Source organism: Mangrovimonas sp. TPBH4 (assembly GCF_001280505.1).
In the GTDB taxonomy this organism is placed as follows: Bacteria; Bacteroidota; Bacteroidia; order Flavobacteriales; family Flavobacteriaceae; genus Mangrovimonas_A.
Genome location: NZ_LBIO01000049.1, coordinates 105,707 through 119,309, shown reverse-complemented (window position 1 = coordinate 119,309; position 13,603 = coordinate 105,707). Strand labels below are relative to the sequence as shown.

Sequence of the window (13,603 nt, the reverse complement as noted above, 5' to 3'; positions counted from 1 at the left end):
AGGTTTCGCTTTTTTCTTTAAAGGTCTCACGGGTTTCCTATCTTTACAGAAAAAGAAGAATGGTACATTTTCTATATTTTGATCCTGGTTTAGGGGCGATGGTTGTACAAGCTGTCATTGCTGCAGTTGCTGGTGTTGTCTTGTTTTCTAAAAATTTGATGTTTAAGATCAAATCACTCTTTGGTTTTTCACAGGATAAAAATGAAGAGCTTTTTGACGATATAGATGTTACTGACAAGGATATAGAAAATACCGAGAATAGTGACAGATAAGATTCAACACTCTTCTTCCTTCAGAGACCCTTCTGGGTATGTTTTTACAGAGGGAAATATTTTAAAAAGACAGATATCTCCTCTTTATTTTAAGCAATATAAAGCATTAAAGGAGTCTGGTTTTTATCAGAAATTAATCAAAGCAGGGCTGTTGATTTCTCACAAGGAAATTACGGAAGACAATACAGGAGTTGTTATCCAGCCTGAATTTATTCCTTTTGTAACATATCCCTATGAATGGAGTTTCAATCAATATAAGGAAGCAGCTCTTTTAACCTTAAAGCTGCAGAAATTTTGTTTGGACCATGATTTTTCGCTAAAGGACGCCACTGCATTTAATGTAACTTTTCATAAGGGCAAAGCCATTTTTATAGATACATTGTCTTTCGATTTTTATCAAGATAATTCTCCTTGGCGGGCGTATAAACAATTTATTAGTCATTTCTTTGGGCCATTGGTTTTAGCCCATTATCATGGAGCGCAATCCTTGAAATTGATGCATAGTTTTATTGATGGGATTCCTATCAAGATATTATCGTCAATGTTGCCAGGAAAAACGAAGCTTTCACCGTTTTTATACTCAAACATTCATTTGTTATCTAAATATGAAGATAAGCATAGTGAAGATTATAAAGGGGAGGTTAAGTCTGGCACATTATCCAAAGCTGCTCAAAAAAAAATAATTAAAAGTCTTTACGGATATATTAAGAGGTTGACACTTAAGGAGGCTAGCGAATGGGGTGATTATTATAACAAAACCAATTATACAAGTGATGCCTTTCTACAAAAGGAAAAAATAGTGATTGCTTGGGTAAAGGAAAACAAAGCCAAAACACTTATAGATGTTGGCGGGAATGATGGAACATTTGTTAGAAAAATTGATGTTAGGCTGGAGCAGGCTTTGGTATGTGATATTGATAACAACGCAGTAGACAACAATTACAGGGAGGTTAAAAGGAGCAAGGAAGGTTATATGACTCCTTTTGTTCAAGATGTTTTAAATCCATCGGCATCTATTGGGTTTAATAATGATGAACGATTTTCATTTAGGGAAAGGCTACAGGAATTTTCTCCGGATATTACCTTGGCTTTGGCGGTGATACATCATATATCTCTTTCAGGGAATGTGCCATTTAACAAGTCGGCTGAGTTTTTTGCTGCTTTTTCCAACTATCTAATTATTGAATTTCCCAAAAGAGAAGACTCATGGGTGCAACGACTGTTAAATGCTAAATCTGAATTCAAGGGACATTTTGATTTTTATAATCAAGAAAATTTTGAAAAGGCGTTTATGCACTACTTCACTTTGGAGAGAAAGGAAGTGATTGCCAATTCGCATCGAATCATGTATTTGTTAAAATCAAAGAATGCCAAATAAATTAAGGGAACGGTTAATAGAATTTACCACCAACGATAAACAATATCCAATAATAAGCGCATTAGGAGCAGGATTGTACCCTTTGCTTTATTACTACAACAATAATTTTTCATTGGTAAATTCTTGGGGGCAATTTTTACAATTTGTGTTGTGGTTTCTTTTTGTCCCTATTGCTGTTTTTCAGATTGCTTTATTGTTTTTCAAAAGAGTATTACCGCAAAGATTTTTTGGTTATGTCTTGCCTGTTCTCAATTTTGTGCTTTTTGGAGGGCTAATGATACTAAGTTCTTATGGTGTTGGTAAAAAGAGATATCTTTTGGTCACCATGGCCGCTTTGGGGTTGGGTTTTTTACTTCAAAAACATTTCAAGAAAATATTGGTCATTCAATTTGTATTGATCTTGTTGGCAGTACCAAAATTAATAACGCATATTCAAAGACATGTTTCTTACGATAAAACATGGATGAGCTTACCTGATAATATTGAAGAAGTCAAGTTTACAAGAAAACCAAATGTGTATGTAATTCAACCAGATGGCTATCCTAATTTTGAAGAGCTTAAAAGAGGTTGTTATAATTTTGATAATAGCCAGTTTGAGGGGTTTTTACAGGAGAATGGTTTCACGCTTTATGAAGGTTTTAGAAGTAATTACTTCTCCACACTTAGTTCCAACTCTTCGATGTTTGCAATGAAACATCATTATTACAACAGCCCGCCAAAAGGTGAAAATGAGTTTTATAATGCAAGGGATATTATTGTAGGACAAAACGCTGTGGTCCCAGTTTTTAAAAATAATGGCTATAACACGTCTTTGCTTTTGGAGAAGTCCTATTTACTACTTAACAAACCAAAACTACAATATGATTTTTGCAATATAGCTCAAGATGAACTGTCATTTTTAGCAAGAGGTTTTGAGATAACAAAAGATCTAAAAGCTGATTTAGAAAATGCTTTGCAGAATCAAACCAATGAGCCTAATTTTTATTTTATAGAAAAAATTGCTCCTGGGCATATTACAACTTACAAAAATCGATCCTTGGGAAAGGAGCAGGAGCGGTTGAACTATCTTGAAAAATTGAAGTCTGCCAATGACTGGCTAAAGGAAATGGTAGAGTTAATTCAAACACATGATGAAAATGCCTTAATTGTAATTGTGGCGGACCATGGAGGATTTGTTGGAATGGATTATACGTTGGAATGTAAGGAAAAGCAAACTAACCGAAATTTGATTTATTCTATTTTTTCAACGGCCCTAGCTGTAAAATGGCCTGAGAATGCAATGAATTATGATAAGGAGCTTAAAACAAATGTGAATCTATTTAGGATCCTGTTTTCCTATCTTAGTGAAAATCCAAAGTATTTGGAGAATTTGGAGTCTGATACCAGTTTTGTGGTTCTTAAGGAAGGGGCCTCTTTTGGTGTTTATCAATATATTGATGAGGAGGGGGAAGCAGTGTTTATAAAGAGGTAAATTGAACTTTCTTTGATAAGTTTGCTGACAAGCATTGTTGTAGTGTTATATACATACTTTTTCACTATCTTAAACAATCAATTTAAGATTATGGAATTCCTAGGAGTGAGCTTTACGGAATGGGTGGGTTATTTGGCCTCGGCTGGGTTGTTACTGTCTTTTACCATGAAGGATTTGGTGAAGTTGCGCATTATTAATTCCGTTGGGTGTGCATTGTTTGTAATTTATGGGTTTATGTTGCAGACGGCATGGCCCATTATTGTTACCAACGCAGCAATTCTGCTTATCAACTTCTATTATTTATTCTTCAAAAGGAAAACTTAAATTCTACAGAGGTCCGTTATCTAAGGCATCGAAATAATATTATCTTTGAAAAGTGTTATGAATAGTCATGTAATAAGCGTGATTTTTGAGTTTTAGGACCCTTGAACTAACCAAACAAAGATTTGAAATTTACTGTAAGATTATATACACCAAACGACTTCGATGTTTGGAACCTTTTTGTTGCTAAGGCAAAAAATTCTACATTTTTATTTCATAGAAATTTTATGGAATATCATAGTGATAGGTTCCATGATTTTTCCCTTATGGTATTTAAAGATAGTGTTCTTAAAGCTGTATTACCGGGAAATAGGGTTGGGGAAGTATTGCATTCACATCAGGGATTGACCTTTGGAGGATTACTTTTGGAGTCCAATATAGGTTTTGAGCAGGTAAGCGAGATGATAAGTGTCATTTTGGAGTTTTTGTCAAAACAAGGGATAAAACAGTTTAATGTGAAAACTTTGCCTTCTTTTTATTGCAAATCGGCAGCGAATGAAATGACTTTTATGTTTCAAAATAAAGGCGGCAGTTTGGTGAAGACATTTATGGTATTGGCCGTTGATTATGCTAGCCCGTTATTAATTCATAAAACGAAGCTCAAGCATTACAAACGAAATAGTGATATGGGGTTTGTAATTAAAGAAAGCACTGACTTTTCTCTGTTCTGGAACGAAGTATTAAAGCCACGTTTACAAAGTAGGTTTGAAACAAAACCCGTTCATAGTTTAGAAGAGATTCAGCTGTTAAGGGAGAGGTTTCCTGATAATATTAGGCAATTTGATATTTTTTATGAGGATAGAATTTTGGCTGGAATCACCATATTTGAGAATGAATTGGTCGTAAAATCGCAATATGGAGCAACTACCAAAGAAGGTGAAAAATTACGGGCATTTGATTATTTGTTCATACACTTAATAAAACATTTCCAAGAAAAAGGGAAACACCATTTTTCTATGGGAACCGTTATGGATGATAGCTTCGAACAAGGATATAATCCGGGGCTCTTAAAACAAAAGGAAGAGTTGGGGTGTGATCTTTATCTTCAGGAAATATATAGTTTGAAATTAGCATGATTAAATTCCTAGATCTACAGAAAATAAATGCCGAATATGAGGAGAAATTCAAAGTTGAATTTCAACAGTTTTTGGATACAGGCTGTTATATTTTAGGAAATGGCGTTGAACAGTTTGAAACCAATTTCGCGGAATATTGTGGTGCGAAACACTGTGTAGGAGTTGGGAATGGGTTGGATGCGCTCACTCTGATTTTTAAGGGCTATATAGAAGTGGGGAAACTAAAGGAAGGAGATGAAGTTATTGTGCCAGCAAACACTTATATTGCTAGTATTTTGTCTGTATTGCATGCTGGGTTAACTCCTGTTTTTGTGGAACCAGATAGAAATACTTATAATATTTCAATTGAAGAAATCGAAAAACATATATCTCCCAAAACAAAAGCAATTCTCGTGGTGCATCTTTATGGACAATTGGCCGACATGGATGCTATCAATTCTTTAGCTAGTCTCAATGATTTGTTGGTAATCGAGGATGCTGCCCAAGCGCATGGTGCAATAAATTCAAAAGGTATAAAAGCCGGTAATTTGTCGGATGCCGCTGGATTTAGCTTTTATCCGAGTAAAAATTTAGGAGCTCTGGGGGATGCGGGTGCTGTGGTTACAAATGATTCGGAGTTGGCAAATTGTATTTCGGCCTTGAGGAACTACGGCGGACTGCAAAAATATGTCAATGGGTATGTAGGCTATAACAGCAGAATGGATGAATTGCAGGCCATGTTTTTAAATGTCAAACTGCCAAATTTAGAAAGGGACAACGAAAGGCGTCGAAGTGTTGCTCGCCGGTATTTGTCCGAGATCAACAATTCAAAAATAAAGTTGCCTTTTTACGATGGAAGCGATAATCATGTGTTCCATGTGTTTGTGGTAGTGGTTGAAAATAGGGATCATTTTTCAGAATATTTAGATGATAGCGGTATTGGTTGGTTGATTCATTACCCAACGCCTCCACATCGTCAAAAAGCCTTGATAAATTTTTGTAACTTGTCGCTGCCATTAACCGATCAAATACATCAAAAAGTGATAAGTATCCCGATGAGCCCCGTTATGGAGGATAAAGAGGTGAGCCGTGTAATTGATATCTTAAATGCCTACTAATTGAGAAAGTTACTGCACTATATCAATACAAAGGTTTTATTTAAGGTAGCCCATTTAAATTCGGCTACGATCATTACCAAGATTTTGGCAGGAATTGTTACCTCCAAAGCAATTGCTATTTTTATTGGTGTAGAAGGTTTGGCACTTATTGGCAACATTAGAAACTTCCTAAGTGCGGTTCAGTCATTTTCTATTTTAGGGTTTTACAAAGGCTTGGTAAAGTATATCGCGGAGTTTAAAAACGATGCGCTTAAACTCAGCCAAACATTGTCTTCGGCCTATTATTTTGGATTTATAGCCACTATGCTCATAGCATTTGTTTGTTATTACAATGCAAATACGATAAATGACTTTTTATTTTCACCCATTTACAATTACGCATACATTATTAAAATAATGGCTTTGGCCTTGCCGTTCTATTCGTTGAATATGTTCAGTTTTTCAATAATGAACGGCTTTTCCAAATTTAAAATACTGCTTGTAATTAGTATTATTGGGCAAATATTGGGGCTATTAGTTACGCTTTTATTGATCTACCAAAACAACATTGACGGGGCACTGATCTCGGCAGTGATAGCACCTTCCTTAATATTCTTGATAACCTTTGTGGGCTTTATGAATCAGAGAAGTTTGGTAGGCTCTATCAAAATCACCAACGTCAATTTCGAAATTTTAAAGAAATTCAGTCCTTTTACCTTAATGGCATTAGTGTCTACGTTTGCTTTGCCTTTGGTGTCTATTTTAATTCGAAATTATATTATTCATGAAGTTGGTATGAAGGAAGCCGGTTATTGGGAAGCCATGAACCGGATTTCGGATTATTATTTAATGTTCGTCAATTCCTTAATGTCACTGTATATTTTACCAAGGTTTAGTGAAATAGATAATAAAGCGGAGTTTCGGGCCGAGGTTTTTAGTTTTTATAAATCTATAATCCCAATCTTCGGATTAGGATTGGTGGCTATTTATTTTTTAAGGTCATTTTTGATTAATATCATTTTCTCTGAAGAATTTCAGCCAGTAGAAGGCTTGTTTTTATGGCAGTTGTTAGGAGATTTTGTCAAGGTGCTATCCTTTGTCATTGCATTTCAATTTCTGGCCAAGAAAATGTTTACTCACTTTATCATTATCCAATTGTTTTTAGTGGTGATGCTGTATTTTTCCAGTGTATATTTAATAGATGACTTTGGTGTGAAAGGTGCCGTAATGGGGCATTTTGCCAGTTACTTGATGCATTACGGAGTAATATTGTTGATATTTGGAAGTTCCCTTTTCGGTATTGTTGCCGATAAAAACGGAGAACAGAAACCTGAAGAAGACCATAATTTGTGAGGACATTCCAGGGATAAATGAAGCAGAAACTAATATCTTTTTTTAAGGGGAACCATCTTGTTAAGATTGCTTCCTTAAATTCTGTAGCCATAATTATTAAAGTTCTGGCGGGATTTATTACTTCAAAATTCATTGCCATTTTTGTTGGACCCAGTGGTTTGGCTCTGGTTGGAAACTTGAGGGATTTTATGACCTCGACTCAAGCCTTTTCTACTCTTGGACTTTATAATGGTATTATTAAGTATGTAGCGGAGTTCAAGGATGATGTTAAGGAGTTGAGAAAAACTATCTCAACGACCTTTTATTTGTTTTTGCTTTCTTCTATGGCTGTGGCTGCCTATTGCTTTTTTAAGGCAAAGTACATAAACGATGCTTTGTTTACACCACAGCACAACTATGTTCATATTATAAGAACTTTGGCTGTTGCCATTCCTTTTTATACTATGAAAACATATGTGTTTTCAATATTAAACGGCTTGTCTAAACAAAAGAAGCTGCTTTATATCACCATTTTTTCACATATTATTGGAGTTGTTATAAACGGGATTCTTATTTGGAAATTTCAACTTGAAGGAGCTTTGATATATATAGCGGCCGTTGAAATTGTACTGTGTTTGATCACTTTTTTGGGTGTTTCCAAATTTTGGAAGGGAGTTAATTTTATTTCATTTAAAAAAGTGAGTTTTTCTAGCATTAAAAATTTAAGTGCTTTTTCAATCATGGCCTTATTTTCTGCTACGGTATTGCCAATGGTATCTGTTTTGATAAGAAATCATATCATTGATAATTTAGGAGAAGCATCGGCGGGATATTGGGTGGCCATGGGGAGAATTTCCAATTATTATTTAATGTTCATCAGTAGTTTGGTGACGCTGTATATTTTACCGCGTTTTGCTTCAATTCACACCAATTTGGAGTTCAGAAAGGAAGTTTGGAATTTTTATAAAACTATCGTGCCCATATTTTGTATGGGCCTTGTCATTATTTATTTGCTTAGAAACCTAATCGTTAAAGTTATCTTTACCGAAGAATTCGTTGTGGTAGAAGAATTGTTTTTTTGGCAGCTTATGGGTGATTTTCTAAAAGTGCTTTCCATGGTAGTTAGCTATCAATTTTTGGCAAAAAAAATGCTATGGCGTTATATGCTCAGTGAAATTTTCTCTGTTGCATTATTGTATTTTGCGAGTATTTATTTAATAAGTGTTTATGGTTTAAAAGGAGTGGTAATGGCACATTTTGTTGACTATCTGTTGTACTATATATTGTTATTGGCAATTTTTTACAAACCACTTTTAGGAAAGCTGTCAGAATAGAATTAATGGAACTAATTTATATTAATAATGCCAAATAAGAAATGTAACCTGCTTATTGACGACAAGCCTTTTAGTTTTGATGTTGAAGGAGCGTTTTTCTGGGGAGAAGAGGAAGTCTTGTATTCAGAATCAAAGAGTCCTATCTCCAAAGCGAATTGGAAAGATATTGGGTATGCGGTGGTAAAGGCTTTTACAGGAGAAGAGTTTGAGGAGTTAAGAAAATCAGTGACTCAAAATATTTTAAATGCCATTAGGACAAACAACATAGACTTTGATGAAGTGACGTTTTCCTTGTCTAGATACCATGAAGTTGTTACAACCGATGAGATGCACAACAAAGTGATAAATATTACAAGAAATCTGGAGCTGGAAGATTTTGATTTCGACATTAATTTGCTTGTAGAGCGTTTTGGAAATATTCTGGGGTGCAAACTCACCTCTTGGGTTGAAGAATTGCAGAAATCCCATATCCAAATTAGAATTAGTAGGCCTGAATCTTTAGATATTAATCCACCTCATAGAGATGGTTATTTGAGTTATTGGGAAGATATTATAAATGTTTGGATCCCCGTAGAAGGAAGCAACGAAAAATCCTCATTGCCAGTGCTTCCAAAAAGTCATCTGTTACCAGAAAATGAGATTTTAAGGACGGAAAGTAAAGGCGCAAAAATAAATGGGAATATCTATTATGTACCTTGTATTTTGGAAACTAAAAATGGCATTATGGAAATGGTAAGGCCTAATCCTAAACAAGGAGAGGCTTTGATATTTTCTCCGTTTTTAATCCACGGGGCAGCCGTAAATGAGAACAATAACCTAACTAGGGTTTCTTTGGAATTACGCTTCCCTAGGGTGTGATCTCGGTTTGGGTAGACCATTTTTGAAGGATATCTTTAGCACATTTAACGTGATGGTGGTGGTCCTCAACAAACTTGCGGGCATTTTTGGATATTGATTTTAGTTTGTTTGGATTTTGGATTAACCATTCTAGTTTTTCGGCAATAGCATTAGGATCAGGTAACGCATTGATGGCAACGGTGTCTTCCGCTAAGCCGTAATAGTCTAGCCATTCTTGTTCTGCCCCGGTAAAGACCACTTTTCCTTTTGCCATAGCCTCAAGGGCATTGTAACCTTGATCGTAGGCATAAACTTGGTCAAGCAATATGTGAGCTTGATCAAACGCTTTGATGTATATGTGGTAAGGCACACTTTCTACAGTGATTATTTCAATGAGATCTCTATGTTTTTTATGGACTATTGCCAAGGCTTTTTCAAAAATATCATTGCCTTTTTTGAAATAAGTACTTCTGTTAATGCCGTGGAAAATTACAATCTTATCTTCAACGTTTAATTTTGAATAGGGAATTTTGTCCACGTTTATGGGGTGAGGGATGAGCCCCAAGTGTTTTGGGTGGTCCTGTAAAGGAAGATAATAATCAAGGTCGTATGAAACTACTCCTTTAATGGTATTGTAAATGTATTTATGGAGGTCAACAAAATCTGGTTCCAAATATTTTAAGGCATGGTTGTAGTTAAATGGGGTACCTCGGTTTTCAAAATAAGGTGTTAGAATGGAGTAGGTGAATTTTTTGTCATAAGCATATTTTACGCTGGGGTAATCGCAACCACATGATGACAAAAAGATATTCTTGTTCCAGCTGGAAATTGATTTAAATAATTCCTTTTCCACTTTTGGGGTACACAAAAAAGGAGATTCGTTGATAAACTGGACGATGTCATATCCCGATAGTAAAGGTTTTAGTCTTAATACTTGTCTTTTAACATAATAGGAATGAAGGTCTATCTTGAAGATTTTATATAGTGCTGTTCTTGTTTTTCTTGCCATCCAATTGCTGGGGAAAGATTTTATAAGGTGGTCCACGTCTACTTTTTTGAAACCATCATTGAGTCCAACCACTATGGCTTCATGGTTTAATTTTATTAGGCCTTCCTTTAAGAATTTATGGGAGCGGTTATATTCCCCAATTAATAATATCTTCACGTGTTTTAAATTATATCTTTGTCAAAGATAGTGTTTGGCTGTGCAAAATAAGAATATTAAAATAGCAATATTGGTGTCCTCGTTGGCGAATGGAGGAGCGGAACGAACGTCGGCATTACTCTCTAAAATGTTGTCCAATTTGGGGTATGATATTCATATAATCTCTATTTTAAATGCTATTGATTATCCCTTTGAAGGTAAATTGTTAAATCTTGGGGCTTTAAAGGATGAGAATGATAGCTTGTTAGGTAGGTTCAATAGGTTGAAAGTCATGAAGGCCTATTTGGATACACATCATTTTGATCTTATTATTGATAGCCGATCCAGGCCAGTTCTTTTAAAGGAGATAGGTATAAAAAGATTAATTTATAAGGATTACAAGGTCCTTTATCTTGTTCATAGTTCAAAATTGGATTTATACCTTCCCAAGAGCAAAAACGCATTGCCGTTAATGTTTAAACCCGAGGATCATTTTGTTTGTGTAAGTACATCTATTGCGAGGGAGGTAAAAGAGAAATACGCCCTTCAAAATGTATCTACAATTCACAACGCTGTAGATGTAGTTAACAACAAATTAGATGCTAAAGACGATATTTCCATAGAAGATGAGTTTGTTTTGTATTTTGGTAGGCTTGTAGATAAAGTGAAAAATGTGTCTCTTTTAATAGATGCCTATCACCTGTCCAAGCTTAAGTCTAGGAATGTTAAGTTGGTGATTTTGGGTGACGGCGTGGACAAGGATGACTTAGAGAAAAAGGTCCGTAATCTGAAGCTATCTCAACACGTGTTATTTTTGCCTTATACAAAAAATCCATTTCCTTATATAAAAAGAGCGAAATTTACTTTGTTGACCAGTAAATATGAAGGATTTCCTATGGTAATTATGGAAAGCTTGTCTGTAGGTACTCCAGTGATATCTGTAGATTTACCATCTTCTAAAGAGGTTTTAAAAGATGGGTACAACGGGAGTTTGATAACCAATCATGATGTCAGGTCTTTAGCTGAAGCAATGGATAAATTTATTTTGGATAAGGGGGCATATGATGCTTGTAAAAAAAATGCAGAAGGCAGTGTAGAGGAGTTTTCTATAGCCAATATATCTAAAAAATGGGAAGCCCTATTACAAGAAATATTATGACAGAAAATAGTGTTAGAATTATTGAAATTCCAAAAATAAAAGATGCAAGGGGCAACCTTGCTATTATAGAAAAAGATTGTATCCCGTTTGAAATTAAAAGGGTGTACTATTTATTTGATGTGCCGAGTGATGCTTACAGAGGAGGACACGCACATAAAAAACAGGAATCTTTTTTAGTGGCCTTAAGCGGGAGTTTTGAGGTGGTGATCGACGATGGTTTAAAAAAGGATAGAATTATGTTGAATAAGCCAGATAAGGGATTGTTGATTTCTACAGGAGTGTGGCGAGAATTGGAAAATTTTTCGGCGGGAGCTGTATGTTTGGTTTTGGCCTCTACAGAGTTTGAGGAAGCTGAATATATTAGGGATTATGATGATTATTTACGGTTTAAGGCTTTGTAATACACTTTTTCTTTTTTTAAGGATTTTAAATCCAAAAGCATTTTCAAAAACCATTTAGGACTTTGTAAAAAAATGCGATGGCGCCATTTTAGGTTCGTTAAATCAATTGCATTCTTGTATTCAGAAAACTCATTGTTATAGTCATGGAGCTTACACATCAGGGCTAAAGAATATCGATTGACATCTAAGAATTTTTTTAAATGTTTATTGTTGATTTCTTGGGTTGTATAATTGTTAAATTTAGGTTTATACTTAGGGTCAAAAGTAGTGTTAGACAGGCTATAGTCGTTAAATCTATAATGCACGAGCACTCTATTGATAAAAACTACAGGGAAATTTAAGCCTATTTTTATCCAGAAATCAACATCTTGTCCTGAGACTATCGATGTGTCGTACCACCCCGTTTTTTTTATGATTTCCTTTTTGAAAATAATACTTGAACTGGTAAGTAGGGAGTAGTTATAAGTACTGTTTTTAAAATAATCAATAATTTTTATGGTATTAGTATTTTTAACGGCGTAAGATACGGGGACTATTTTATCATCATAGGTGTTGGCAATGGCGCTAGCGAAAACAGCCTCATTAGGGAATGTTTGAATGCTTGTAACCATTTCTGCTAAATAATTTGGTAGCCATAAGTCATCTCCGTCAAGAAGTGCTATATATTCATATTTACTCTCTTTAATCCCTAGGTTTCTTGCTGCAGAGGCACCTTGATTGGTTTGGTTGATAATGCGTAAACGGGAATCTGAAAACCCTTTTAGAATATTTAAACTATTATCTGAAGAACCATCGTTAACTGCAATAATCTCAAAATTTTGATAGGTTTGATTGAGTACGGATTCAATGGTGCTCTTTAGATAATCTTCCTTGTTATAGACCGATATGACGATGGAGATATTAATCATTTTTGTTTTTTAAAGTGCAGAAATATCCAATACGGTACATATCAAAAAGCCATAAATTCGGATTTTTTGAGAGCAGGTTTTTTAAAAGGAGCTTTTCAAACTTGTAGAAACCATAGGATATTGGCTGTTGTATCCGTAGTAATTCTATAAAGTGGTAATATTTTAATATTTTAATGGAAAGAGGCGGTTCCTTTTTTTTTAGGTTGTAAATATATAAGTTTTTGATAGACTGTTTGATCTTTTCAAGATAGACCTTATTATTGTCCAATTGCAAATGGTAAACAGGATTGTTGATTTGTTTGATGCTGAAGCCTCTTTTTATTATGCTGTTGGAAAATATAATATCTTCATAGCCATAACCTAAAAGAGTTTCGTTGAACAATATGGAGCTGAAAAGCGATTTTTTAATCCCAAAATTGGCAGTTGTAAAATGAAGGGTTTTACTTGTCTGTCTTTTGTTATGGGGAATTGCTTCCCTTTTTGTTCCGTATTTATGTCTTAATGAAAATTTTGGGTTGTTATTTTGAGTGTACTCGATACCTCCAAAAATAACTTTATGAATATTGAAATACTGAAGATATTTGTAAATAAAGTCATTGTTGACTGGAAGGGTATCGCTATCCAAAAAAATAAGATTGTCAAACGAAGCATGTTTGGCAAGTAGATTTCTGACTTTACTTCTCCCTAGGTTGGAATTTAAAGCTAAGAATTTAACGTGTAAAAATTGAATGAAATCTTCTTGTTTATTTTTAGGGGCAGGGGAAGCATCATCTATAACGACGATTTCGACAGGGAATGACAGAGATGCAATTTCTTCCGAAAGGCTTTTTACTAATGGTAATACATTATAATTGTATGTTGGAATTAGTATTGAAAGCATTTTGAAGAAACTCT

General features: G+C 34.7%; 14 protein-coding genes. 11 read left to right on the top strand and 3 right to left on the bottom strand.

All coding sequences use genetic code 11. The features are described 5' to 3' along the window. Positions 1-59: 59 nt before the first annotated feature. The 9 genes from ZA05_RS09580 to ZA05_RS09540 all read left to right on the top strand — a co-directional run bounded on the left by ZA05_RS09580 (position 60) and on the right by ZA05_RS09540 (position 9,118). Positions 60-272 carry a hypothetical protein gene (locus ZA05_RS09580; RefSeq protein WP_053991471.1) on the top strand — a complete coding sequence of 71 codons (213 nt, stop codon included), beginning with the start codon at positions 60-62 and terminating at the stop codon, positions 270-272. Continuing rightward, the gene (locus tag ZA05_RS09575) at positions 262-1,650 is read left to right on the top strand and encodes a hypothetical protein (RefSeq protein ID WP_053991470.1); all 1,389 of its coding nucleotides are present in this window, start codon (positions 262-264) and stop codon (positions 1,648-1,650) included. The genes ZA05_RS09580 and ZA05_RS09575 overlap by 11 nt, the downstream gene beginning before the upstream one ends. Beyond that, positions 1,640-3,121, top strand: coding sequence for a sulfatase-like hydrolase/transferase (locus ZA05_RS09570; protein WP_053991469.1), 1,482 nt, complete (start codon positions 1,640-1,642; stop codon positions 3,119-3,121). Before ZA05_RS09575 ends, ZA05_RS09570 begins: the two co-directional genes overlap by 11 nt. A 90-nt stretch (positions 3,122-3,211) precedes the next feature. Further along, a complete protein-coding gene (locus ZA05_RS09565) occupies positions 3,212-3,445 on the top strand; it encodes a hypothetical protein (protein WP_053991468.1) in 234 nt (77 codons plus the stop codon). A gap of 122 nt (positions 3,446-3,567) precedes the next feature. Next, positions 3,568-4,518, top strand: a complete 951-nt coding sequence (locus ZA05_RS09560) for a FemAB family protein (RefSeq protein ID WP_053991467.1) — start codon at positions 3,568-3,570, stop codon at positions 4,516-4,518. Further along, positions 4,515-5,615: a DegT/DnrJ/EryC1/StrS aminotransferase family protein gene (locus tag ZA05_RS09555; protein ID WP_053991466.1), complete on the top strand. Its 1,101-nt coding sequence runs from the start codon at positions 4,515-4,517 to the stop codon at positions 5,613-5,615. Before ZA05_RS09560 ends, ZA05_RS09555 begins: the two co-directional genes overlap by 4 nt. Further along, positions 5,616-6,947 (top strand): O-antigen translocase, encoded by a 1,332-nt coding sequence (locus tag ZA05_RS09550; RefSeq protein ID WP_053991465.1) that lies wholly within the window; start codon positions 5,616-5,618, stop codon positions 6,945-6,947. Positions 6,948-6,964: 17 nt separating this feature from the next. Beyond that, positions 6,965-8,260, top strand: coding sequence for an O-antigen translocase (locus ZA05_RS09545; protein ID WP_053991464.1), 1,296 nt, complete (start codon positions 6,965-6,967; stop codon positions 8,258-8,260). A 27-nt stretch (positions 8,261-8,287) separates the two neighbouring features. Continuing rightward, complete coding sequence (locus ZA05_RS09540) at positions 8,288-9,118, top strand: phytanoyl-CoA dioxygenase family protein (RefSeq protein ID WP_053991463.1); 831 nt, start codon at positions 8,288-8,290, stop codon at positions 9,116-9,118. On the opposite strand, the gene ZA05_RS09535 is transcribed toward ZA05_RS09540, so the two are convergent. Continuing rightward, a complete protein-coding gene (locus ZA05_RS09535) occupies positions 9,108-10,262 on the bottom strand; it encodes a glycosyltransferase (protein ID WP_053991462.1) in 1,155 nt (384 codons plus the stop codon). The two genes, ZA05_RS09540 and ZA05_RS09535, sit on opposite strands and share 11 nt — an antisense overlap. A 40-nt stretch (positions 10,263-10,302) precedes the next feature. On the opposite strand from ZA05_RS09535, the gene ZA05_RS09530 reads away from it, so the two are divergent. Both ZA05_RS09530 and ZA05_RS09525 read left to right on the top strand, forming a co-directional pair. Continuing rightward, positions 10,303-11,400 carry a glycosyltransferase gene (locus ZA05_RS09530; protein ID WP_157514639.1) on the top strand — a complete coding sequence of 366 codons (1,098 nt, stop codon included), beginning with the start codon at positions 10,303-10,305 and terminating at the stop codon, positions 11,398-11,400. Then, positions 11,397-11,801: an FdtA/QdtA family cupin domain-containing protein gene (locus tag ZA05_RS09525; RefSeq protein WP_053991655.1), complete on the top strand. Its 405-nt coding sequence runs from the start codon at positions 11,397-11,399 to the stop codon at positions 11,799-11,801. The genes ZA05_RS09530 and ZA05_RS09525 overlap by 4 nt, the downstream gene beginning before the upstream one ends. On the opposite strand, the gene ZA05_RS09520 is transcribed toward ZA05_RS09525, so the two are convergent. After that, complete coding sequence (locus ZA05_RS09520) at positions 11,777-12,709, bottom strand: glycosyltransferase family A protein (protein WP_053991460.1); 933 nt, start codon at positions 12,707-12,709, stop codon at positions 11,777-11,779. The genes ZA05_RS09525 and ZA05_RS09520 overlap by 25 nt on opposite strands. Next, on the bottom strand, positions 12,702-13,589 hold the full coding sequence (locus tag ZA05_RS09515) for a glycosyltransferase family 2 protein (protein WP_053991459.1): 888 nt from the start codon (positions 13,587-13,589) through the stop codon (positions 12,702-12,704). Before ZA05_RS09515 ends, ZA05_RS09520 begins: the two co-directional genes overlap by 8 nt. Between the last annotated feature and the right edge of the window lie 14 nt (positions 13,590-13,603).